Here is a 23,134-nt window from a genome sequence, read left to right on the forward strand (position 1 = left end):
TCTCAGGTCATCCGTGGCCGGGCGCCGTCAGGCGCTCCAAGGCGAGGTTGAGCTCGAGGACGTTGACGCGTGGCTCGCCGAGGAACCCGCCGACCCGGTCCTGGGTGTGCGCCGCCACGAGCGCCCGCACGCGGGCGACGTCGAGCCCGCGGGCCGCGGCGACGCGCGCAACCTGGGCGGCGGCATACGCGGGGGAGATGTGCGGGTCGAGCCCGCTGGCGGAGGCCGTCAGGGCGTCGGCCGGTGAGGAGGCCGGGTCGAGTCCGGCGGCAGCCGCCCGCTTGGCGACCTCGGCACCGAGCGCGGAGCCGGAGAGGTTCGAACCCCCGCTCGTGTCGCCCGAGTAGCTGCTGGCAGACGGGCGGCCCCAGAACCACTGGGCGCCCGTCCACTGCTGCCCGACGAGGGACGACCCGGCGACCGTGCCGTCGACGGTGACGAGCGAACCGGCGGACTGGTCAGGAGCGACGACTCGCCCCACGCCCCAGACGACGGCTGGGTAGAGCAGGCCGAAGAGGACGGTGAAGACGAGCATGGCGCGCAGGCCGGCCCGGGACTGCTTGACGAACGTGTTCAGGGTGCTGGTCACGGGGATCACATCATTCCGGGGAGGTGGCTCACGACGAGGTCGATCAGCTTGATCCCGATGAACGGGGCCATGATGCCGCCCAGGCCGTAGACGAGGATGTTGCGCCGAAGGAGCTCCGTGCTGCCGATCGCGCGATAACGAACACCTTTCAGCGACAAGGGAATCAGCGCGATGATGATGAGCGCGTTGAAGATGACTGCCGAGACGATCGCCGATCTCGGCGAGGCGAGGCCCATGATGTTCAGCGCGTCGAGGCCGGGGAAGAGGACGACGAACATCGCCGGGATGATGGCGAAGTACTTCGCGATGTCGTTGGCGATCGAGAAGGTCGTCAGGGCTCCGCGGGTGATGAGCAGCTGCTTCCCGATGGAGACGATGTCGATGAGCTTGGTCGGGTCGGAGTCGAGGTCGACCATGTTGGCCGCCTCCTTGGCCGCCGACGTGCCGGTGTTCATCGCGACGCCCACGTCGCTCTGCGCCAGCGCCGGTGCGTCGTTCGTGCCGTCCCCGGTCATGGCGATGAGCCGGCCCCCGTGCTGCTCCCGCTTGATGAGCGCCATCTTGTCCTCCGGCGTCGCCTCCGCGAGGAAGTCGTCGACCCCGGCCTCGGCCGCGATCGACCTGGCGGTCAACGGGTTGTCGCCCGTGACCATCACGGTCTTGATGCCCATGGCGCGCAGCTGCGCGAAGCGTTCCTTCATGCCCGGCTTGACGACGTCCTTGAGGTGGATGACGCCGAGCACGCGAGGCGGTCGGCCCTGCTCCCGCACCGCGACGGCCAGCGGGGTGCCGCCGGACGTCGCGATGCCGTCGACCTCGGTGAGCACGCCGCTCGGCATCTCGCCGCCGAGGCCCGTCACCCACCGGGCGACCGAGTCTGCCGCGCCCTTGCGGTAGGCCGTGCCGTCGGGCAGGTCGGCGCCCGACATCCGGGTCGCGGCACTGAACTCGACGAAGGTGGCTCCGGCCCGGGGCAGCCGGTCGAGCGCCTCTCGCGACGGCGCGTCGAGCGCCGACGCGGCCAGCTCGACGATGGAGCGTCCCTCCGGGGTCTCGTCCGCGAGTGACGAGACGTATGCCGCCCGGGTGACCCCGCCGTTGTCGAGCCCCGGGGCGGCCAGGAGCTCGGTCGCCCGACGGTTGCCGAACGTGATGGTGCCGGTCTTGTCGAGCAGCAGCGTCGACACGTCGCCGGCGGCCTCGACGGCGCGGCCGGACATGGCGAGCACGTTGTGCTGCACGAGGCGGTCCATGCCGGCGATGCCGATCGCCGACAGCAGCGCACCGATGGTCGTCGGGATCAGGCAGACGAGCAGGGCGACGAGCACGACCGGCGACTGCGCCTGGCCTGAGTAGATCGCCATCGGCTGCATCGCCATGACGGCCAGCAGGAAGATGATCGTCAGCACGGTGAGCAGGATCGTGAGCGCGATCTCGTTGGGGGTCTTCTGCCGCGAGGCGCCTTCGACGAGGGCGATCATCCGGTCGATGAAGGTCTCACCGGGCTTGGTCGTGATGCGCACGGTGATCCCGTCGGACAGGACGGTCGTACCCCCGGTGACCGCGCTTCGGTCACCGCCGGACTCGCGGATGACTGGGGCGGACTCGCCGGTGATGGCCGACTCGTCGACGGTGGCCATGCCCTCGACGACGTCGCCGTCGCCGGGGATGACCTCGTTCGGTCGGACCACGACGAGGTCGCCGATCGCGAGGTCCGACGCTGCGACGGTCTCGAGGGAACCATCGGGGAGTCGACGCTGGGCCGTGGTGGTCTTCCGGGTGGCGCGCAACGTGGCCGCCTGGGCCTTGCCACGGCCCTCGGCGACGGCCTCGGCCATGTTGGCGAAGAGGACCGTGGCCCAGAGCCAGACGGCGACGGCCCAGGCGAACCACGAGGGGTCGACGACAGCCTGGACGGTCGTGACCACCGAGCCGACCCACACGACGAACATGACCGGGCTGCGCCAGACGTGACGTGGGTCGAGCTTGGCGACGGCCTGGGGAAAGGTCGTGACGAGCTGCCGCGCGAGCTGCGCGTACGTCGTGCTCGACCGGCCGGGCCGGATGAGGGCCTCGCGGCCAGCGCGTGCGGGCCGGGACGGCGGCTCGCCACCGGGCGTGGTGCGTGACGACTTCGTCGTCGACGAGGGGGTCATGAGAGTGCCTCCGCGAGGGGACCGAGGGCCAGGGCCGGGAAGAAGGTGAGACCGCCGACGATGACGGCCACCCCGACGAACAAGCCGATGAAGGTGGGGGTGTGGGTGGGGAGCGTGCCGGCGGTGATCGGTCGGCGACGTTGTGCCACAAGGGAGCCGGCCAGGGCGAGCACGAGGACGATGGGGGCGAACCGGCCCAGGAACATGCACAGCGCCAGCGTGAGGTTGGTGTAGGGAGTATCGGCGGAGAACCCGGCGAAGGCGCTGCCGTTGTTGTTCGCCGCGGACGTGTAGGCGTACATGACCTCGGTGAGGCCGTGCGGACCCGTGGCGAGCATCTGTGACGACACGAGAGGCGCCACCATCCCGATACCGGTGAAGGCGAGGACGAGGGTCGGCATGACGAGGACGGCGAGGGCGGTCAGGGTGATCTCGCGACGCCCGATCTGCTTGCCGACCAGCTCGGGGGTGCGCCCGACCATGAGACCGGCGAGGAATACCGTGAGGACGGCCACGAGCAGCGCGCTGTAGAGGCCCGTGCCGACGCCACCCGGCGACAGCTCGCCGAGCATCATGTTGAACAGCGCGCCACCGCCCCCGAGCGCAGAGAAGCTCTCGTGCATCGAGTTCACGGCCCCGGTCGACGTGGCCGTCGTGCTCGTCGCGAAGAGCGCCGAGGGCCACACGCCGAAGCGGAGCTCCTTGCCCTCCATCCCGGCCAGCGGGCCGGACGCTGCGTGCACCTCCGACCACGTGACCACGCTGAGCATAAGGACCCAGAGGGTCGCCATGAAGCCGAGGACCGTCCAGCCCTGGCGGCGGTCGCCGACCATGACGCCGTAGGTGCGCGGCAGCGAGAACGGGATGACGAGGAGCAGGAAGATCTCGACGAGGTTGGTGAACGCGTTGGGGTTCTCGAAGGGGTGTGCCGAGTTGGCGTTGAAGTAGCCACCACCGTTGGTGCCGAGCTCCTTGATCGCCTCCTGCGAGGCGACGAGGCCGCCCTGGATCACCTGGTGCCCGCCCGAGAGCGTCGTGACCGTCGTCGGTTCGGTGAGGTTCTGGATGACGCCACCGAGCAGCAGCACGACCGCGCCGACGAGGGCGATCGGCACGATCACACGGAACAGTCCGCGCACGAGGTCGACCCAGAAGTTGCCGAGCGCCGCGCCGCTCGAGCGCACGAGGCCGCGCACGAGGGCAACCGCCACGGCCAGGCCGACGGCCGGGGAGACGAAGTTCTGGACGGTCAGGCCCACGGTCTGCACGAACGGCGACGTCCCGGCCTCACCGGCATACGACTGCCAGTTGGTGTTCGTCACGAACGAGACGGCCGTGTTGACCGCCGTGTCCACGTTCATCGCGGCGCCGCGAGCGAGTGGCAGCACGCTCTGGAGCACGAGGACGAGGAACAGCAGCACGACCCCGACGACCGAGAACGCGACGACGGCGACGGCGTAGGTGGTCCAGCGCTGTTCCGAGGTGGGATCCACCCGTACGAGACGGTAGACGAGACGCTCACCCCGCCAGTGCCTCTCATCGGTGAAGACCTTCGCCATCCAGTTGCCGAGCGGCACGTGGACGATCGCCAGGGCTGCCACCAGGACGGCGATCGTGAGCAGCCCGCTGACGGTGTCGCTCATCAGAAGCGATCCGCGTGGAGGAGGACGTGGACGAGGTAGACGAGCAGAGCGAGCGCCACGAGGCCCAGGAGGATGTTGGTGACCATGCCTCGTTCCTACGCCGCGGGCGGTCCCGGTCCCGGGGCGTTTGACCCGGCGCTGACGCCTCTTGACGCGTTCTTGACGGGTCGCCACTAGAGTCCGGGACGTGAGTGCGTCGCTGGAGCTCTGGCCGTCATCGCCCCGTCGTGCGGGGCCGCCGTCCCGGCTGGACCGCCTGCGCCGCAAGGTTTCCGAGCTGCCGTGCGCGATGCTGCTCTTCGCTCAGCTGGCGGCGCTCGTGGCCTACCCGTTCGTCGAGACCAGGGCGGGTGACGTCCGTGAGACCGGTCGCGCGATCTTCGGCCTCATCGGCCTGCTCGTGCTCTTCCTCGCCGTGCGCGCCGTGCGCGCGACACCGGCCCTGACGTGGGTGGCCGTGCTCCTCGGCGGGCCGGTCGTCCTGCTGACGGTCGCGGAGGCGGTCTGGGCCGACAACACGACGGTCGCCCTCTGGAGCGCGCTGCTGCACGCGCTCTTCTACTTCTACACGGGCTACGGGTTGCTGCGGTACATGTTCGCCGACAACTGGGTGACCCGCGACGAGCTCTACGCCACCGGGGCGACGTTCACCGTTGTGGCGTGGGGCTTCGCCTACCTCTACGTCGCCGTGCAGATGCTGTGGCCGCACTCGTTCACGATCTACGGCGAGGGCGCGCCCGGCACGCGCACGTGGTTCGAGCTGCTCTACCTCTCGATCACGACGATGACCTCCACCGGCCTGTCCGACATCATCGCCGTCGAGCCGCACGCCCGCGCCTTCGTGCTGCTGCAGCAGATCGCCGGCATGCTCTACGTCGCGCTCGTCGTCGCGCGCCTCGTCGGCCTGACCATCGCCCGCTTCCGCCAGTAGGTCGCGCCGGTCTCCGAGGACGTATGCCGTGTGCCCGGGTCGCGCTCAGGCCGTGACGTCGAGCTCGGCGAACGTCCTGAGGCTGGGGGAGCGGGTGGTCCGGAGGTCGCGGGCGACGGCCTCGACGTCGCGCATGACGCGCAGCGTGTTGCCGCGGACGAGCTGCGCGACGTCGGCCTCGGACCACGACCGCTCGAGGAGCGCGGCGACGAGCCGGGGGTAGCCGCTGACGTCCTCGAGCCCGACGGGGAAGGTGTCGGTCCCGTCGTAGTCGCCGCCGATGCCGATGTGGTCGATGCCGGCGACCTCGCGCACGTGCTCGAGGTGGGCGACGACCTGCTCGATCGTCGCGTCGGGCTTCGGGTGCTGCTGCCGCCACGTGGCGGTGAACCGGCCGAAGGCCTCCCAGTCGCGGGCCTCGACACCGACCTCGGCGGCCGCCGCGGCCGCCTCGACCCGCCAGGCGGCGGTCGCCGGTGAGACGAACTCCGGCACGAAGGTCACCATGCACACGCCGCCGTTGCGGGGCAGGGCGGCGAGGACGTCGTCGGGCACGTTGCGCGGGGTGTCGCACAGGGCGAGCGCCGAGGAGTGGCTGAAGATGACCGGGGCCTCGGTCGTCTCGAGCGCGGCCCGCATGGTCGTGGCGGCGACGTGGCTGAGGTCGACCATCATCCCGAGACGGTTCATCTCCCGCACGACCTCGCGGCCGAACTCGCTGAGGCCACCGACGACAGGCACGTCGGTGGCCGAGTCGGCCCACGGCGTGTTGTCGTTGTGCGTCAGCGTCAGGTAGCGCACGCCGAGCACGTGCAGCAGCCGCAGGGTGCCCAGCGAGCAGCCGATCGAGTGGCCTCCCTCGGCGCCGAGCAGCGAGGCGATCCGTCCCGTCGCGGTGGCCTGCTCCACCTCGTCGGCGGTCCCGGCGAGGACCAGCCGGTCGGCATACGCCCCGATCATGCGGTGGACCGCGTCGACCTGCTCGAGCGTGGCGGTCACGGCCGAGTCGCCCTGCAGCGTGCTCGGCACGAAGACCGACCAGAACTGCGCGCCGACCCCACCCTCGGTGAGGCGAGGCAGGTCGGTCTGCGTCGTCGTGAGGCGGCCGGAGATGTCGAGGGCCTCGAAGTCGTAGCCGGTCTGCTCGCGGGCCTCCCACGGGAGGTCGTTGTGCCCGTCGACGAGGGGGTGGGCCCGGAGCAGCTCGCGTGCCCGCATGAGGAGTTCGTCGTGGCCGTGGGGGGCGGTTCCGAGCATGTCGGCCATTGAACACCCCGGCATCTAGAGTGGACGCATGACCCCTCCCCACCCGAGCGCCGACAAGAGCGTCGCACTCGTCACCCTCGGGTGCACGCGCAACGAGGTCGACTCCGAGGAGCTGGCCGGACGGCTGCTCGCCGGAGGATGGCGCCTCGTCGACGACGCATCGGAGGCGGACGTCGCGGTCGTCAACACGTGCGGCTTCGTCGAGCAGGCCAAGAAGGACTCCATCGACGCGCTGCTCGAGGCCTCCGACCTCAAGGGCGACGGCGGCCGCACGCAGAAGGTCGTCGCGGTCGGCTGCCTCGCCGAGCGCTACGGCAAGGAGCTCGCCGACCAGCTGCCCGAGGCCGACGCCGTGCTCGGCTTCGACTCGTACCGCGACATGAGCTCGCACCTGCAGACGATCCTTGCCGGTGGCCACGTCGAGAGCCACACGCCGGGCGACCGTCGCACCCTGCTGCCGCTCACGCCAGCGAAGCGCCAGGACGGCGCCGCCGACGTCGCGTTGCCCGGACACGGCGACGCGCGCCCCGACCTGGCCGACGACGACGTCCCCACACCCGCCTCGGGCCCCCGGGTCATCCGCGCCCGGCTCGACGGGCGGCCCTGGGCACCGCTGAAGATCGCGTCCGGCTGCGACCGCCGCTGCTCGTTCTGCGCCATCCCGATGTTCCGGGGCGCCTTCCTCTCCCGCCGCCCCGCCGACGTCGTCGCCGAGGGGCGCTGGCTCGCCCAGCAGGGCGTCAAGGAGCTCTTCCTCGTCTCGGAGAACTCGACGAGCTACGGCAAGGACCTCGGAGACCTGGCCCTGCTCGAGAAGCTGCTCCCCGAGCTGACGGCGATCGAGGGCATCGAGCGCGTCCGCGTCTCCTACCTCCAGCCCGCCGAGATCCGGCCCGGGCTGCTGCGTGCCATGGCCGACGTCCCCGGCGTCGTGCCCTACTACGACATCTCCTTCCAGCACGCATCCGAGCAGCTCCTGCGCTCGATGCGGCGCTTCGGCTCGCGCGAGGCCTTCCTCGACCTGCTGGCGCGCGTGCGGGCCGACGCCCCGCACGCCGGTATCCGCTGCAACGTCATCGTCGGCTTCCCCGGCGAGACCGAGGCGGACCTCGCCGAGCTCGAGGCCTTCCTCACCGAGGCGCGCCTCGACGTCGTCGGCGTCTTCGGCTACTCCGACGAGGACGGCACCGAGGCCGAGGGGTATGCCGGCCACCTGGCCCCCGAGGTCGTCGCCGAGCGGCTCGACCGCTTCACCCGCCTCGTCGAGGAGCTCAACGCCCAGCGGGCCGAGGAGCGCATCGGTGAGCGCGTCGTCGTCCTCGTCGAGGAGATCGACGACGAGGACGGCTCCGTCATCGGCCGGGCCGACTTCCAGGGTCCCGACGTCGACGGCGTCACCATCGTGCGCGTCCCGGAGGGTGCCCCGGCACCCCAGGTCGGCGACCTCGTGCCGGCCGTCGTCGTCGGCACCGAGGGGATCGACCTCGTCGCGGAGCCGCGATGACGCCGCAGACCTTCCACCGGGGGGAGGGGCCCGCGCCCCGGCCCACCGACTGGAACCTGCCCAACGCCCTGACGGTGCTGCGCTTCCTGCTCGTGCCCGTCTACGCCGCGCTGCTCTTCCAGGACGGCGGCCACCAGCCGTGGTGGCGTTTCTGGGCGTGGGCGGTCTTCGTCCTCGCCGCGGTCACTGACGGCATCGACGGCAAGATCGCGCGGCAGCGCGGCGAGATCACCAACTTCGGCAAGGTCGCCGACCCCATCGCCGACAAGGCCCTGACGGGCACGGCGTTCATCGGCCTGTCGCTGCTCGGTGTCGTGTGGTGGTGGGTGACCGTCGTCATCCTCGTGCGCGAGATCGGCATCACCGTCCTGCGCTTCGTCGTGATCCGCCACGGCGTCATGCCGGCCGGGCGCGGCGGCAAGCTCAAGACGATGCTCCAGACCCTGTCGCTCGGCGCCCTGACCTTCCCGCTCTGGGTCCTGCCGCTCGGCGACGCGTGGCTCCTCGTCGCGTACGTCGTGCTCGGTGCGGCCCTCGTCATGACGGTGCTCAGCGGCATCGACTACGTCTTCAAGGCAGCCCGGCTGCGCGAGACGAGCGAGCGCACGAGGACTCGACGGGCCGCCCGCGCCGCCCAGCGCGAGGCACGGCCGCAGTCCGACGCGCCGCCCGAGCGGACGGCGCAGCGGGACTGACGTGGGCGACGGTTCCGGAACGCCGGGCGCGCTCCTCGTGGCTGCACTGACCGAGGCCGGTCAGACGCTGGCGTGCGCCGAGTCGCTGACGGCTGGGCTCGTGGCCGCCACCGTGGCCGACACCCCAGGGGCCTCTGCGGTGCTGCTCGGTGGAGTCGTGGCGTATGCCGCCGCGGTCAAGACGTTCCTCCTGGATGTGCCCGCCGACCTCGTCGCGCGGGTCGGCACGGTCGATCCCGCCGTCGCCGTCGCGATGGCCGAGGGCGTACGCCGTCGGCTGGGGTCGACATGGGGGCTGGCGACGACCGGTGTGGCCGGTCCGGGACCCTCCGAGGGCAAACCCGCGGGCACCGTGCACGTGGCCGTGGCGGGACCGTCGGGAACAGCGACGCGCGCGCTCGAGTTGAAAGGGACCAGGGCCGAGATCCGGTCGGCGACCGTCGACGCGGTGCTCCGGCTCGCGGTGCAGGAGACCGGCGCCACGCGCGGAACACCTGCGCCGCCGTGGGACCCTCGGGGTACGGTAGGGCTGTCGGGTCACCCCGGTGGTGACCCCGCACCCGACACCGCCACACCAGCGACCTGAGGAGGACGGCATGACGACACTGTTGCGACGCGAGCTCGGTGACGTCCTGCGCGAGCGCCGCCGCGCCCAGGGCCGCACGCTCCGTGAGGTGTCCGCCACGGCCTCGGTCTCCCTCGGCTATCTCAGCGAGGTGGAGCGCGGCGAGAAGGAAGCGTCCTCGGAGCTGCTCGCCTCGATCTGCGGCGCGCTCGCCCTGCCGCTCTCGCAGGTGCTCATCGACGTGTCCAACCGGATGGCCGAGAGTGAGGGTCTCGCTCCGACCGTCACGCTCCCTGTCGCGTCGGACGACGTGGTGTCCGCCTCCGCCGCCTGATCGTCTACCGTGCTGGGGTGCTCAGCCCCTTCTCGGACCTCGACTCACGCCTCGCCCTCGCTACCACCAGGCACGCCTCGGCGCCCTCACAGCCCGCCGTCCTGTCGGTGTGGCTCGGTGACCTCGACGGTCGCCCCCGCTACGAGCACGACGCGCTCGCCGCCCACTACGCCGCGTCCACGATGAAGCTCCCTCTCGTCATCGCCGCCTATCGTCGGGTCGTGCGCGGCGAGCTCGACCTCGACACGCCGGTCCGGGTCTCCGGCACCTTCGCGTCGGTGCACGACGGGTCGCCCTTCGACCTCGACGAGTCGGACGACCAGGACCCCGTGACGTGGGCAGCGCTCGGCGAGACGCGTACGCTCGCCGAGCTCGCCGAGCAGGCCATCACCCACTCGAGCAACATCGCGACCAATCTCTTGCTCGACGTCGTCGGCCTCGGCGAGGTCGCGGACGTGCTCCGCATCGTCGGCTGCTCGCCGGCAATGATCGTGGGGCGCGGCATCGAGGACGCGGCCGCCCGCACGGCGGGCATCACGAACACCGTGACCGCCGCCGACCTCGGGCTCGTCATGGCCGCCGTCGGACGCCGCGAGCCGACCCTCGGCGGCGACCAGGTGCTGGCCCCCGTCGAGGCGATGCTGGCCCGCCAGGTGCACGTCGACCAGGTGCCCGCAGGGCTGCCGCCGGGCACGCCGACGGCGAGCAAGTCCGGCTGGATCCCCGGCGTCTCGCACGACGTGGCGCTGGTGCGTCCCCCTGGCGAGGAGCCGTTCGTCCTCGCCGTGTGCACCACCGTCGACCTCGACGAGACCGCGGCCGCCGCCTTCGTCGCCGACATCGCCAGGGACGTCTGGCGGGCTGAGCACCCGGTGGGGGAGGAGCAGCCGTGACGACCATCGAGCGGGTGACGACGACGACCGTGTCCGTGCCGCTGCACACGCCGTTCGTCACCGCGCTGCGCCGCACCGAGACGACCGACACCGTGGTCGTGACCATCACCGACAGCGACGGCCGCGCCGGCTGGGGCGAGGCGCCGCAGGTGTGGCAGGTGACCGGGGAGTCCCTCGCGAGCGCCACTGCCTGCATCGAGGCGATGCTCGCTCCGGTCGTCACCGGGCGGAGGCTCGACGACCGGGACGACCTCGCGGCCGCGGCATCGGCCGTCCAGCGCGCCGTGGCCCGCAACTTCGGTGCCAAGACGGCGGTCGATGCGGCCCTGCACGACCTCGTCGCCCAGGCGGAGGGGGTCTCGGTCGCCGCGGTCCTCGCGGCCCGGCCGGACGGCATACGCGATGTGCTGACCACCGACGTCACCCTGTCGGCAGGTGCGGCTGACGCCCTCGCCGACACCGCCCGCGCACGGGTGGCCGAGGGCTTCCGCACCTTGAAGATGAAGGTGGGCACCGACGCCGGCACGGACGTGCAGCGCGTCGCAGCGGTCCGGGCTGCCGTCGGGCCCGACGTCGCCATCCGCCTCGACGCCAACCAGGGCTGGTCCCGTGAGGAGGCGGTCCACGTCATCCGGGCGCTCGAGGTCGCCGACCTCGGGGTCGAGTTCGTCGAGCAGCCGGTCGTAGCTGACGACGTCGAGGGTCTCGCCTGGGTGCGCGAGCGTGTCGGCCTGCCGGTCATGGCCGACGAGTCCTGCTTCGGGCCTTTCGATCTCGAACGGATCATCCGGCTGGAGGCGGCCGATCTCGTCAACGTCAAGCTCGCCAAGTGCGGGTCTCTCACGGTCGGCCGGGACATGCTGCGTCGCGCCCATGACGCAGGCCTGCGCACCATCGTCGGCTCGATGATGGAGAGCCACGTCGGGGTGGGAGCCGCGGCCGCGCTCGTCGCCGCCGAGCCCACGACCGAGGTCAGCGACCTCGATGCCGCCTGGTGGTCGGTGCGTTCGCCCGTGGACGGCGGAATCGCCTACGCCGGCAAGCAGATTCGCGTGCCCACGTCGAAGGGCTTCGGGATCACGGGTTTCGCAGCGCCCGCTTGACCCGTCGCTGCACGACGAAGGGCCCCGCCGTAGCGGGGCCCTTCGTCGTGCAGGAGGAGGTCAGTTGCCCACGACACGGAGCGTGAAGGTGCCCTCACCGTTGCCCGTGGTCGAGGAGTTGACGCCGACTGCGCGCAGGGACTCGAGGAACGTCTTCGCCTCGCCGTCCACCTGTCCCTTGGTCAGCGTGTAGACCTTGTCGAGATCGACGAAGAGCGTGACGTTGGAGCTGCTGACGTCGCCCACGGCCAGCTTGAAGGCGTCGCTGTCCCCGAGCTTGCCGCCGGACTTGAGGTCGTCGGCGTAGCCGGGCGTGGTGGCCACGAAGACCTTGTCGCCGTCGACCTTGTGCGTCAGCATGTCGCTGGGCGCGCCGGAGGCGTCCATGAGACGGCCGACGAGCTCGTCGGCGCGCTTGGCATCACTGGAGACGACCTTGGCGCCGATGGTCGGGACCTCCGACGTGAAGTCCTGGTCGGGCATCGCAATGGTGAAGGACCGGCCGAGGAGGACCTTGAGGTCGTCCGGGAGCTTGACGTCGAGCTGCTGCTCGACCTGGCCGATGGGGTCGGACGCGCCGTCGGCTGCAGCGAGGCTCTCGATCTGCTTCTTGACGGCGGGCCACGCGCCGTCGAGCATCTGGTCGGCGCCCGAGATGTTGAGGGCTCCCAGCGTGTTGGCCGGGAGGGACGCGATCTCGGCACCGCCGCCCTTGACCGACTTGGTCCCGTCGGCGCCGCGCACGATGCCGGCCATCTCGACGTAGTCGGCGTCGAAGCGCAGCGCAGCAGCGAACCTGCCCTTGGCGCCGGCCGTGGTGACGGCGCTCAGGCCAGCCGTCCCACCCAGCTTCTGGATCTCGCCGAGGCCTCGGCCCATGTCGAACCAGGCCGACATGATGCCCTGCTCGCCCAGCGCACCCATGTCCTGAGTGAAGGTGGCGTTCTGGGCCAGCGAGCCCTTGTCGACCGCGGCCAGGGTGGCGTCTCCGACACCTGACGGCGTGACGATGGCGTAGCCGTCCTTCATGCGCAGGTCGGTGTCACCGCTCTTGTCGCACGCGAACAGCTTGGTCAGCGTGTCCTTGGCGGCAGCCTCGTCCTTGACCTGGATCGCGACGGCGACGTTCGGGGCCTTCTCGGAGCCGCCGGGTCGGATGGCTGCACCGACGCGGTCCCCGAGCCAGGGCGCGATGTCCTTGTCGTAGTCGAACTTCGCGACGCAGTCGTTGGTGGAGTTCTTGGAGGCCATCTCCCAGAGCTTCTTGCGAGGGTCGTCGCTCCCCAGGGTGTCCTTGACCTGGGGGAGCTTGCCCAGGAAGCGCACCGCGGCGATCTTCTGGCCGGCGGAGGGGTCGATGTCGAGTCGGAGGTAGGCGTACGCGTCGCCGGGCAGCACGTCGGCGGGCTGGGAGCCGCCACCGCTCAGGCTCTGGAAGGCGAACGCGCCGGCGCCGCCGAGGACGAGCGCCGTCGCGACGCCGCCGATGAGCAGACCGGTCCGCTTGCGGCCACCGGTGACCTTCGGCTGCGGGTCGTCGGCGAGGGCGACCCCGCCGGGGACGGTCCCGGCCGCCGTACCTGCCGATGTGCCGGCCGTCGGGCCGGCCGTCGGGTAGGTGTAGGGCTGGTCGGGTTGGTTCGTCCCATGGGTGGGCTCGGTCACGGTCTGCTCCCCTGAAGTGTCGGTGGGCCCGCGGCGTCGCGCGGGACGGCAGGACAATACCGTCCGAGCCGGACATTCGTCGCCGGTTGTGGTAACGGTCCGACGACGGTTTCGGCGCGGAACGGCCCCCGCCGCGCGGGTGGCAGACTGCTGTGGTGCGGATCAGCCATTTCTGGACCTTGATGGACGACGAGTTCGGCGCGGCGTATGCCGGGTCGCTCGCCCGCGACCACGTGCTGGGCGCGCTCGGCAACCGCACCGTCGTGCAGGCCCTCGCCGACGGCGAGGCCCCGCGGGCCGTCTGGGAGGCGCTGTGCACCGACATGGACGTGCCGCCCGAGCGTCGACTCGGCCGGGACGCCCGGGTCGCTCGTGGGGCTCAGGGCGGTCAGGGCGGGCAGACGCGCCGCTGACGGGTCGCCGAGGAGCGCTTCCCGGCGTGTCGTGATGACTTCGAACACCTGTTCGGTAATGTTCTCCACAGGTCCTGCGCCACCACCCGCATCGTCCACAGGCCGTCTCGTGGTCCACCTGATGTCGGCGCCGGCACCTAGCGTCTGACCCGACAGCGAATCTCTCAGGACGAGCAGTCGCCCGGGTCGAAGGTAGACGACCGCAGCGCAGACGGCAGATAGGTGACCGACATGGCATCGGTGCAGGCAAAGGACAAGGACAAGGCCCTCTCCTCGGTGATGGGCCAGATCGAGAAGAGCTACGGCAAGGGCGCAGTCATGCGTCTCGGCGACGACATCCGTCCGCCGATCGAGGTCATCCCGACCGGGTCGATCGCGCTCGACGTCGCGCTCGGCATCGGCGGACTGCCCCGTGGCCGTGTCGTCGAGATCTACGGTCCGGAATCCTCGGGCAAGACCACGGTCGCCCTCCACGCGGTCGCCAACGCGCAGAAGGCGGGTGGGATCGCGGCGTTCATCGACGCGGAGCACGCGCTCGACCCCGACTACGCGAAGAAGCTCGGCGTGGACACGGACGCGCTGCTCGTGTCGCAGCCAGACACGGGCGAGCAGGCACTCGAGATCGCCGACATGCTGATCCGTTCCGGCGCCATCGACATCATCGTCATCGACTCGGTCGCGGCCCTGGTGCCCCGTGCCGAGATCGAGGGCGAGATGGGTGACAGCCACGTCGGTCTGCAGGCGCGACTCATGAGCCAGGCGCTGCGCAAGCTAACGGGGGCCCTCAACAACACGGGCACCACCGCGATCTTCATCAACCAGCTCCGCGAGAAGATCGGCGTCATGTTCGGCTCGCCGGAGACGACGACCGGTGGCAAGGCGCTGAAGTTCTACGCCTCGGTCCGCTTGGACGTGCGTCGCATCGAGACCCTCAAGGACGGCACCGAGCCGGTCGGCAACCGCACCCGCGTCAAGGTTGTCAAGAACAAGGTGTCGCCGCCGTTCAAGCAGGCCGAGTTCGACATCCTCTACGGCCACGGCATCTCCCGTGAGGGCGGCCTCATCGACATGGGTGTCGAGCACGGCTTCGTCCGCAAGGCCGGCGCCTGGTACACCTACGAGGGCGACCAGCTCGGTCAGGGCAAGGAGAATGCCCGCAACTTCCTCAAGGACAACCCCGACCTGGCCGACGAGATCGAGAAGAAGGTCAAGGAGAAGCTCGGTGTCGGGCCGCGCGTCGACCAGCCCGCCGAGGTCTCGGACGTGCCTGTCGACTTCTGATCGTGGGTCCCTCCGAACCGGAGACCGCGCAGGACCGTCTGGCCCGCGCCGCGGCCGCCCTGGCTGAGGCCGAGGGTGTTGCTGGGGTGCGGGCCGACAGCCCGCCCCGGGCTGTCCCGGTGCGCGAGAGCGGCGCGGGACGTTCCGACGGTCCAGCTCGGCCAGCTCGGCCAGGTCGGCCAGGCGGTCGGCGTGGGCAGCCGCGGTCTGGATGGGGCTCGGACGATGCGGGGGAGCGGCCCGACTGGGCGCCTCCGCCGGACGACACCGAGACGCTCGTCCCCGATGCTGACGCCGAGTCCGTCGCGCGTGCCATCGTCCTGCGGCAGCTGAGCATGGCTCCGCGGAGCCGATCCCAGCTCGAGCGGAAGCTGCGCCAGTGCGGGTGTGACGACGAGGTCGCGGCCAAGGTGCTCGACCGGATGACCGAGATCGGACTCGTCGACGACGAGGCGTACGCCCAGATGCTGGTCCGCTCGAAGCAGTCGGACAAGGGGCTGGCGCGGCGCGCTCTCGCCCACGAGCTGCGCAAGCAGGGCATCGACCAGGAGATCGCCGACGACGCGCTGGGCCAGGTCGGGGCCGGTGACGAACGCGTGCGGGCCGAACAGCTCGTCGCCAAGAAGCTGCGCTCCATGCGTGGCCTGACCCCTGAGGTCCAGACCCGCCGCCTGGCCGGACTGCTCGCCCGCAAGGGCTACTCGGGTGAGGTCGCCTGGCCCATCATCCGGGACGCCGTCGACGGCCTGCCCGAGCACCGACGCGACTGACATCTCCGGCCCGTGGGCGCCGGGACACCGCGAGGGGGTGAGGACCGAATCGGTCCTCACCCCCTCGCGGTGATGCTGTCGTGCTGTCGTGCGGTGCTGCTCAGACCTCGGCAGGCACGTTGGCGATCGCCGAGATGTCGAACTCGAGCTTGACCTTCTCGCTCACGAGGACGCCGCCGGTCTCGAGGGCCGCGTTGAAGGAGAGGTTCCAGTCGGTGCGGTCGATGGTGACCTCACCCTCGAAGCCGACCCGGGTGTTGCCGAACGGGTCCTTGGCCGAGCCGGTCTCCTCGAAGGGAACCGTGACCGACTTGGTGACGCCGTTGATGGTGAGGTCGCCGGTGATGGCCCACTCGGCGCCGTCGCGCTCGACATCGGTCGAGACGAAGGTGATCTGCGGGTAGTTGGCGATGTCGAAGAAGTCGGGGGTCTTCAGGTGGCCGTCGCGCTGCTCGTTGCCGGTCGTGACGCTGGCGGCCTCGATGGTCACGGTGACCGACGAGTTGGCCGGGTTGGCGGTGTCGACGTGGGCGGAGCCCTCGAACTGGTCGAAGTTGCCCCGGACCTTCGTCACCATTGCGTGACGGGCGGAGAAGCCGATTCGCGTGTGGCTCGGGTCGAGCGTGTAGTCGCCGGAGATGTTCTCGACGGCGACCGAGGGGGTCTCGGCGACGGTCTCGGTCTTGGTGCGGTTGAACAGGCCCATGATGTGTCCTTCGGAGTAGTTATTGAATCTTCAACAACTATGGTGCTCCAAAGTTGTTGAACTGTCAAGCACTGGGGTCAACGAGGCCACCCCTCCGGCTATTCCCCGACCGGGGAGCGCGGCCGTCGGCAGCCGCCGCACGACGTACCCTTGTCGATGCCATGACAACGCAGAACTTCACTCCCGCGCCCGTCGCGACCGCGCCCATCACCCCGGGCGGCTCGCCCCGGACCTACGACGTGCGCACGCACGGCTGCCAGATGAACGTCCATGACAGCGAACGCCTGGCCGGCCTGCTCGAGACGGCCGGCTACGTCGACCTCGCCAGCCTGCCGGCCGGGGAGCGTCCCGAGGTCGCCGACGTCGTGGTCTTCAACACGTGCGCGGTGCGCGAGAACGCCGACAACAAGCTGTACGGCAACCTCGGACAGCTGCGCCCGGCGAAGCAGAAGAACCCCGACATGCAGATTGCCGTCGGCGGCTGCATGGCCCAGAAGGACCGCGGCGCCATCGTCCAGCGCGCGCCGTGGGTCGACGTCGTCTTCGGCACCCACAACATAGGCTCCCTGCCGGCCCTGCTCGACCGGGCCGCCCACAACAAGCGCGCGGAGGTCGAGATCCTCGAGAGCCTCGAGGTCTTTCCCTCCACGCTGCCGACGCGACGCGACTCTGCCTACAGCGCCTGGGTGTCCATCTCGGTCGGCTGCAACAACACGTGCACGTTCTGCATCGTGCCGAGCCTGCGCGGCAAGGAGCAGGACCGCCGCCCCGGAGAGATCCTCGCCGAGATCGAGGCGCTCGTGGCACAGGGTGTCGTCGAGGTGACGCTCCTGGGCCAGAACGTCAACACCTACGGCGTCGAGTTCGGCGACCGGCTCGCCTTCGGCAAGCTGCTCCGGGCGTGCGGCGAGATCGAGGGACTCGAGCGGGTGCGCTTCACCAGCCCACACCCGGCGGCCTTCACCGAGGACGTCATCCTCGCCATGGCCGAGACGCCGAACGTCATGCCGAGCCTGCACATGCCGCTGCAGTCCGGCTCGGACAAGGTGCTCAGGGACATGCGCCGCTCCTACCGCAGCACGAAGTTCCTCGGGATCATCGACAACGTCCGCAAGCACATCCCGGACGCCGCGATCACGACCGACATCATCGTCGGCTTCCCCGGCGAGACGGAGGAGGACTTCCAGGGCACGCTCGAGGTCGTGCGCGAGTCCCGCTTCTCCAGCGCCTTCACCTTCCAGTACTCCATCCGCCCCGGCACCCCCGCGGCGACGATGGACCACCAGGTCCCCAAGCAGGTCGTCCAGGAGCGGTTCGAACGGCTCATCGCCCTCCAGGAGGAGGTCAGCTGGGCCGGCAACCGAGCTGTCGAGGGTCGTGAGGTCGAGGTCCTCGTCACCCCGTCGGAGGGGCGCAAGGACGCCGAGACCAAGCGCCTGTCGGGACGGGCCCGCGACAACCGGCTCGTCCACTTCGCCGTGCCCGAGGGTGGCGAGGTGCCGAGGCCGGGTGACATGGTCACCGTGCAGGTCACCTACGGCGCGCCGCACCACCTCGTCGCCGACTCGGGCCTCGAGGGCGGGACGTATGCCGTCCGCCGGACTCGGGGCGGCGACGCCTGGGCTGCGCTCCAGGACGTCCCCCAGGGCACCGGCAAGCCGGGCGTCAGTCTGGGGATGCCGTCGATCGGCAAACCGGCCGCAGCACCGACGGCACCGGGCTGCGCTGTCGTCTGAACCGATTCGGGCCGAGGCGACGCCTCGTGCTTGACTTGGCGCATGAGCGTGCGCCCCATCGTCATCACCGGCGAGCCCGTCCTCCATCGGGCAGCAGCCCTCGTCACGGACTTCGACGACGATCTCCGCACCCTCGTCGAGGACATGTACGAGACCAACGTCGCAGCCAACGGTGTGGGCCTCGCGGCGCCTCAGATCGGTGTGGGGCTGCGCGTCTTCATCTGGAAGATGGCCAACGATGACGGGGTGCCCGAGCAGGGGCACGTCATCAACCCGACGCTCACCACCTCGAGGATCCCGCAGGAGCGGCCGAACCCCGACGAGGAGACCGAGGGCTGCCTGTCCGTGCCCGGCGAGGCCTTCCCCCTCAAGCGTGCCGATCGGGCGCACGTCATCGGCTTCGACGTCGACGGGAACCGGGTCGAGTTCGACGCGACGGGCTGGTTCGCCCGCTGCATGCAGCACGAGTACGACCACCTCAACGGCACGCTCTACGTCGACCGCCTCGACGATCGGCAGGCCAAGAAGGCCCGCAAGGCCGTCAAGCGCAACGGCTGGGGGAAGCCCGGCAACTCCTGGCACCCCGGCGTCGACCGCGACCCCTTCGGCCACGCCGAGGACGACGCCGAGCATGCCGGCGAGCACACCGACGAGCTCATCGGCTGATTGCGCGCCATCGTCGTGAAGGGCAAGACCTCCAGCGGTCCGGTGGCCCGTGGCGCGTGACCGGGAGACCTCCGACGCCGAGCCGATCGTCGCGGTCGTGGGTCCGACCGCCACGGGCAAGTCCGACCTCGCTCTCGACCTGGCCGAGCGACTCGGGGGAGAGGTCGTCAACGCCGACGCCATGCAGTTCTACCGCGGCATGGACATCGGCACGGCCAAGCTGCCCGCTGCCGAGCGGCGGGGTGTCCGGCACCACCAGCTCGACGTCCTCGACGTGACCGAGGAGGCCAGCGTCGCGGGCTACCAGGTCGCCGCGCGGGCCGACATCGCTGCCATCCGGGGCCGCGGCCATCGCCCCCTTCTCGTCGGCGGCTCGGGCCTCTACGTGCGGGCGGCCCTCGACCGGCTCGAGATCCCCCCGACCGACGCCGAGGTGCGCACCCGCCTCGAAACGGAGTCCGAGGTCGTCGGCGGCGACGCCCTCCACGCGCGGCTGCGCGGCCTGGACCCGCGGTCTGCTGCCTCGATCCTGCCCGGCAACCTCCGTCGTGTCATCCGGGCGTTGGAGGTCATCGAGCTGACGGGCAGGCCCTTCAGTGCGACGATGCCCAAACGCGAGTTCGTCTCTCCCGCAGTCGTTCTGGGGTTGCGAGTGGACCGCGAGGTCCTCGTCGAGCGGATCGACCGACGCGTCGAGCGCATGTGGGAGGACGGCTTGCGGACAGAGACCGAGACCCTGCTCGGAGCCGGCCTGCGTCACGGGGTCACGGCCAGCCGGGCCATCGGCTACAGCCAGGCCATCGCCGTCCTCGACGGTGACCTCGACGAGACCGCGGCGCGGCGCGACACCGCCCAGGCGACGCGCCGCTACGCCCGGCGGCAGGAGTCGTGGTTCCGCCCCGATCCGCGCATCGTCTGGCTCGACGCGGCCGCGCCCGACCTGCTCGACCGGGCGCTCACGGCGGTTCGCGAGGCGGATGCTCGGGTGCGACACGGCATGGCGGAGAATGCCTGACATGACGCGTTTCACCAAGGGCCACGGCACCGAGAACGACTTCGTCCTCGTCCCTGACCTCGAGGGCTCTCTCGAGCTCACCCCCGCCCAGGTGCAGCGCATCGCCGACCGGCATGCCGGGATCGGCGCGGACGGCGTGATCCGGGTCGTGCGCACGGCGCTCTCCACCGACGAGACGGTGCGGGCGCAGTCGCGCGACGCCGAGTGGTTCATGGACTACCGCAACGCCGACGGCTCCCTCGCCGAGATGTGCGGCAACGGGACCCGCGTCTTCGCCGCGTACCTGCGGCGCGAGGGGCTGGCCTTCGGCTCGACCCTCACCATCGCCACCCGCGCCGGTGTGAAGACGGTCCGGGTCGTCGACGAGGGGTATGCCGTGGACCTCGGTCCGTGGCGGCTCGCCGACGAGGAGGGTGCGCGACGCGACGGCTTCGACGTCATGGTGCGGCCGCGCCACGGCAAACCGGTGCCGGCGCTGTCGCTCGACCTGGGCAACCCGCACGCCGTCGTCATGCTGCCCGAGGGCATCACCCTCGAGAACCTCGACCTCGGTGAGGCGCCCGAGCTGCACCCCCAGCCGGCCGACGGGTCCAACGTCGAGTTCGTCCGTGCCGTGGGGCCGGGGCACATCGCGATGCGCGTCCACGAGCGCGGCGTCGGCGAGACCCGCTCGTGCGGCACCGGCGCTGCGGCGGCAGCCCTGGCCACGCGCTTCTGGTCCGGCGTCGAGGACCTCAGCCCGTGGACCGTCGACGTGCCGGGCGGACGCCTGACCGTCACGCCTCTGCCCGGTCAGCGGGTCGAGCTCGCGGGGCCGGCCGTCCTCGTCGCCGACGGCGACTTCCCGCTCTGAACCCTGTCGTGACGCGTCCCGACGGGTCGAGGTGACTCTCCGTGACCCGGCCCGGCGGCATACCTCGACCCGGGCCGGGAGCGGACCGGCTCAAACGCGGCGGACCTCGAGGATGCGGAACGCCTTGGCGGACGACAGGCGCGTGCACGTCAGTCCCCAGTCCTGCGCGTTGACCCATCTCTGCAGCGAGTCGGAGCCCAGGTGCTTCTGCACGACGAGGTGGCCCACGCCGTCGTCGGCCAGGCGCGGGAGCCAGCGCTCGAGGAGGGCGTGCAGGGCCGCCTTGCCCACGTGGATCGGCGGGTTGGACCAGATTGTCGCGAACCGCAGGTCGGCCGGGACCTCGTCCGGCTCGCAGAAGGTCGCATTGTCGACGCCCGCCGCGCCGGCGTTGGCCCGGGCGAGGTCGAGCGAGCGGCGGTTGACGTCGACACCCCAGACGCGTGCGGCAGGGGAGCGCAGCGCCAGGGTGATCGCGATCGGCCCCCAGCCGCAGCCGAGGTCGAGCAGGTCGCCGGTCGGGCTGGGGTCGGGTGCGCCGGCCAGCAGCACGGACGTGCCCGGGTCGAGGCGGTCGGGGGAGTAGACGCCACGAGCGGTGCTCAGCGTGAACCGGCGCCCCTCGAGGGTGACCTCGATGGTGCGGCGCTCCTCCGGGGTGGCCGGCTCTGCGGTGAAGTAGTGGTCGGTCGGCTCGCTCATCAGGGGTCACGGTATCGGCCGCGGCCGCACGCCTCCACGACGAGCACGTCAGGGGTGGGTAAGCAGGTCTTGGGCACAAACGAGTGGCTCGTGGCGTTGGACCAGTGGAACCATAGGGAGAACATGACGAGCAACCACACCCAGCACACCGATGACCGAGCCCACGCTGCGGAGCGTGAGCGTGACCTCTTCGCCACCCGCGCCGACGCGCTGGCCGAGGACGCCCACGAGACCGACGACACGGCATACCCCCTCTACGACGGCGATCAGCTCGACCGTGAGGAGCGCGCCGCGCTCCGACGCGTCCAAGGCCTGTCGACCGAGCTCGAGGACATCACCGAGGTCGAGTACCGCCAGCTCCGCCTCGAGCGGGTCGTGCTGGCCGGCGTCTGGACCGAGGGGACCGCCGACGACGCCGAGAACTCCATCCGCGAGCTCGCGGCCCTCGCCGAGACGGCAGGTTCGACCGTGCTCGAGGGTGTCGTGCAGCGTCGTCAGCGGCCCGACCCCGCCACCTGGCTGGGCAAGGGCAAGGCGCTCGAGCTGCGCGACATCGTCGTCCAGGAGGGGGCCGACACCGTCATCTGCGACGGCGAGCTCGCCCCGAGCCAACGGCGCGCGCTCGAGGACGTCGTCAAGGTCAAGGTCATCGACCGCACCGCCCTCATCCTCGACATCTTCGCCCAGCACGCCAAGAGCCGCGAGGGCCGCGCGCAGGTCGAGCTGGCCCAGCTGCAGTACCTCCTGCCCCGCCTGCGTGGCTGGGGTGAGTCGATGTCCCGTCAGGCCGGTGGCCGTGTCGCCGGGGGTGAGGGCATCGGTTCGCGTGGACCCGGTGAGACGAAGATCGAGCTCGATCGCCGCCGGATCAACACGAAGATCGCCAAGCTCCGCCGCGACATCAAGGACATGAAGACGAGCCGCGACACGCGGCGCCACTCGCGTCGCGCCGGCGGCGTCCCGTCGGTCGCCATCGCCGGCTACACCAACGCCGGCAAGAGCTCGCTGCTCAACCGCCTCACCGGCGCCGGCGTGCTCGTCGAGAACCAGCTCTTCGCGACCCTCGACCCGACCGTACGTCGGACCGAGACCGCGGACGGCCGCGTCTACACGCTCGCCGACACGGTCGGCTTCGTGCGCAGCCTGCCGCACCAGCTCGTCGAGGCGTTCCGCTCGACGCTCGAGGAGGTCGGTGACTCCGACCTGCTGCTGCACGTCGTCGACGGCTCGCACCCCGACCCCGAGGGGCAGATCTCAGCGGTCCGCGAGGTGCTCGCGGAGGTCGGCGGCGACCAGATCAAGGAGATCATCGTCGTCAACAAGGCCGACATCGCCGACCCGGAGGTGCTCGACCGGATCCGGCGCCACGAGCGGCACTGCGTCACGGTCTCGGCCCGCACCGGCGCCGGTCTCGCCGAGCTGCGCGCCCTCATCGACGACGAGCTGCCGAAGCCCGACATCGAGGTCGAGGTGCTCGTGCCGTACGACCGCGGCGACCTCATCTCGCGCCTGCACGAGGAGGGCGAGATCCTCGAGAGCGAGCACGTGGCCGAGGGGACCCGCCTGCGCGCCAAGGTCACGCCGACCATGGAGCCGGACCTCGCGGCATACGCCGTCGTCGCCAGCTGACACCGATCGCTCGAAGGGC

The 23,134-nt window shown here is 70.9% G+C and carries 23 protein-coding genes; 15 read left to right on the plus strand and 8 right to left on the minus strand.

Going from position 1 to position 23,134, the window contains the following annotated elements; translation table 11 throughout:
* Positions 1-7: 7 nt before the first annotated feature.
* Genes kdpC through kdpF form a run of 4 tightly spaced genes read right to left on the minus strand, consistent with a single transcriptional unit; the run spans position 8 to position 4,474 of the window.
* Positions 8-589, minus strand: a complete 582-nt coding sequence (gene kdpC, locus AB4030_RS09930; RefSeq protein ID WP_442279049.1) for a potassium-transporting ATPase subunit KdpC — start codon at positions 587-589, stop codon at positions 8-10.
* 5 nt (positions 590-594) lie between these two features.
* A complete protein-coding gene (gene kdpB, locus AB4030_RS09935; protein WP_442279050.1) occupies positions 595-2,745 on the minus strand; it encodes a potassium-transporting ATPase subunit KdpB in 2,151 nt (716 codons plus the stop codon).
* Positions 2,742-4,388 carry a potassium-transporting ATPase subunit KdpA gene (gene kdpA, locus AB4030_RS09940; RefSeq protein ID WP_442279051.1) on the minus strand — a complete coding sequence of 549 codons (1,647 nt, stop codon included), beginning with the start codon at positions 4,386-4,388 and terminating at the stop codon, positions 2,742-2,744. Before kdpA ends, kdpB begins: the two co-directional genes overlap by 4 nt.
* Positions 4,388-4,474, minus strand: a complete 87-nt coding sequence (kdpF, locus tag AB4030_RS09945; protein ID WP_442279116.1) for a K(+)-transporting ATPase subunit F — start codon at positions 4,472-4,474, stop codon at positions 4,388-4,390. Before kdpF ends, kdpA begins: the two co-directional genes overlap by 1 nt.
* A gap of 101 nt (positions 4,475-4,575) precedes the next feature.
* On the opposite strand from kdpF, the gene AB4030_RS09950 reads away from it, so the two are divergent.
* Complete coding sequence (locus tag AB4030_RS09950) at positions 4,576-5,319, plus strand: ion channel (protein WP_442279052.1); 744 nt, start codon at positions 4,576-4,578, stop codon at positions 5,317-5,319.
* A 45-nt stretch (positions 5,320-5,364) separates the two neighbouring features.
* Here the strand turns inward: AB4030_RS09950 and AB4030_RS09955 are convergent, their stop codons facing one another.
* Complete coding sequence (locus AB4030_RS09955) at positions 5,365-6,585, minus strand: dipeptidase (RefSeq protein ID WP_442279053.1); 1,221 nt, start codon at positions 6,583-6,585, stop codon at positions 5,365-5,367.
* A 28-nt stretch (positions 6,586-6,613) separates the two neighbouring features.
* Here AB4030_RS09955 and rimO point away from each other — a divergent pair, with 28 nt between their 5' ends.
* Genes rimO through AB4030_RS09985 form a run of 6 tightly spaced genes read left to right on the plus strand, consistent with a single transcriptional unit; the run spans position 6,614 to position 11,679 of the window.
* A complete protein-coding gene (gene rimO / locus AB4030_RS09960) occupies positions 6,614-8,089 on the plus strand; it encodes a 30S ribosomal protein S12 methylthiotransferase RimO (RefSeq protein WP_442279054.1) in 1,476 nt (491 codons plus the stop codon).
* A complete protein-coding gene (gene pgsA, locus AB4030_RS09965; RefSeq protein WP_442279055.1) occupies positions 8,086-8,784 on the plus strand; it encodes a CDP-diacylglycerol--glycerol-3-phosphate 3-phosphatidyltransferase in 699 nt (232 codons plus the stop codon). The genes rimO and pgsA overlap by 4 nt, the downstream gene beginning before the upstream one ends.
* A 1-nt stretch (position 8,785) precedes the next feature.
* On the plus strand, positions 8,786-9,370 hold the full coding sequence (locus AB4030_RS09970) for a CinA family protein (RefSeq protein WP_442279056.1): 585 nt from the start codon (positions 8,786-8,788) through the stop codon (positions 9,368-9,370).
* Between the two features lie 10 nt (positions 9,371-9,380).
* Positions 9,381-9,683: a helix-turn-helix domain-containing protein gene (locus tag AB4030_RS09975; RefSeq protein ID WP_442279057.1), complete on the plus strand. Its 303-nt coding sequence runs from the start codon at positions 9,381-9,383 to the stop codon at positions 9,681-9,683.
* A gap of 17 nt (positions 9,684-9,700) precedes the next feature.
* The gene (locus tag AB4030_RS09980; protein ID WP_442279058.1) at positions 9,701-10,576 is read left to right on the plus strand and encodes a serine hydrolase; all 876 of its coding nucleotides are present in this window, start codon (positions 9,701-9,703) and stop codon (positions 10,574-10,576) included.
* Positions 10,573-11,679, plus strand: coding sequence for a dipeptide epimerase (locus AB4030_RS09985; RefSeq protein ID WP_442279059.1), 1,107 nt, complete (start codon positions 10,573-10,575; stop codon positions 11,677-11,679). Before AB4030_RS09980 ends, AB4030_RS09985 begins: the two co-directional genes overlap by 4 nt.
* Positions 11,680-11,739: 60 nt before the next feature.
* Here the strand turns inward: AB4030_RS09985 and AB4030_RS09990 are convergent, their stop codons facing one another.
* Positions 11,740-13,344 carry a DUF3352 domain-containing protein gene (locus AB4030_RS09990; protein WP_442279060.1) on the minus strand — a complete coding sequence of 535 codons (1,605 nt, stop codon included), beginning with the start codon at positions 13,342-13,344 and terminating at the stop codon, positions 11,740-11,742.
* Between the two features lie 155 nt (positions 13,345-13,499).
* On the opposite strand from AB4030_RS09990, the gene AB4030_RS09995 reads away from it, so the two are divergent.
* The 3 genes from AB4030_RS09995 to AB4030_RS10005 all read left to right on the plus strand — a co-directional run bounded on the left by AB4030_RS09995 (position 13,500) and on the right by AB4030_RS10005 (position 15,808).
* Positions 13,500-13,757, plus strand: a complete 258-nt coding sequence (locus AB4030_RS09995; protein ID WP_442279061.1) for a DUF3046 domain-containing protein — start codon at positions 13,500-13,502, stop codon at positions 13,755-13,757.
* 231 nt (positions 13,758-13,988) lie between these two features.
* Complete coding sequence (gene recA, locus AB4030_RS10000; RefSeq protein WP_442279062.1) at positions 13,989-15,038, plus strand: recombinase RecA; 1,050 nt, start codon at positions 13,989-13,991, stop codon at positions 15,036-15,038.
* Between the two features lie 314 nt (positions 15,039-15,352).
* Positions 15,353-15,808, plus strand: a complete 456-nt coding sequence (locus tag AB4030_RS10005) for a regulatory protein RecX (protein WP_442279117.1) — start codon at positions 15,353-15,355, stop codon at positions 15,806-15,808.
* Positions 15,809-15,908: 100 nt separating this feature from the next.
* Here the strand turns inward: AB4030_RS10005 and AB4030_RS10010 are convergent, their stop codons facing one another.
* A complete protein-coding gene (locus AB4030_RS10010; protein WP_442279063.1) occupies positions 15,909-16,514 on the minus strand; it encodes a YceI family protein in 606 nt (201 codons plus the stop codon).
* A 161-nt stretch (positions 16,515-16,675) separates the two neighbouring features.
* Between AB4030_RS10010 and miaB the strand changes: the two genes are divergently transcribed.
* From miaB to dapF, 4 genes are read left to right on the plus strand one after another with little or no spacing between them, the layout of a single operon-like run.
* Positions 16,676-18,250 carry a tRNA (N6-isopentenyl adenosine(37)-C2)-methylthiotransferase MiaB gene (gene miaB, locus AB4030_RS10015; protein ID WP_442279064.1) on the plus strand — a complete coding sequence of 525 codons (1,575 nt, stop codon included), beginning with the start codon at positions 16,676-16,678 and terminating at the stop codon, positions 18,248-18,250.
* Positions 18,251-18,292: 42 nt separating this feature from the next.
* Entirely contained in the window at positions 18,293-18,916 is a 624-nt protein-coding gene (gene def, locus AB4030_RS10020; RefSeq protein ID WP_442279065.1) for a peptide deformylase, read from the plus strand.
* A 49-nt stretch (positions 18,917-18,965) separates the two neighbouring features.
* Positions 18,966-19,931 (plus strand): tRNA (adenosine(37)-N6)-dimethylallyltransferase MiaA, encoded by a 966-nt coding sequence (miaA, locus tag AB4030_RS10025; protein ID WP_442279066.1) that lies wholly within the window; start codon positions 18,966-18,968, stop codon positions 19,929-19,931.
* Between the two features lies 1 nt (position 19,932).
* On the plus strand, positions 19,933-20,784 hold the full coding sequence (gene dapF / locus AB4030_RS10030; protein WP_442279067.1) for a diaminopimelate epimerase: 852 nt from the start codon (positions 19,933-19,935) through the stop codon (positions 20,782-20,784).
* Between the two features lie 90 nt (positions 20,785-20,874).
* Here dapF and AB4030_RS10035 read toward each other — a convergent pair whose 3' ends face one another.
* Positions 20,875-21,486, minus strand: a complete 612-nt coding sequence (locus tag AB4030_RS10035; protein ID WP_442279068.1) for a class I SAM-dependent methyltransferase — start codon at positions 21,484-21,486, stop codon at positions 20,875-20,877.
* Positions 21,487-21,609: 123 nt separating this feature from the next.
* Here AB4030_RS10035 and hflX point away from each other — a divergent pair, with 123 nt between their 5' ends.
* Entirely contained in the window at positions 21,610-23,115 is a 1,506-nt protein-coding gene (gene hflX, locus AB4030_RS10040) for a GTPase HflX (RefSeq protein ID WP_442279069.1), read from the plus strand.
* Positions 23,116-23,134 lie beyond the last annotated feature (19 nt).

The organism is Terrabacter sp. 2YAF2 (genome assembly GCF_052114705.1).
Lineage (GTDB): Bacteria > Actinomycetota > Actinomycetes > Actinomycetales > Dermatophilaceae > Terrabacter.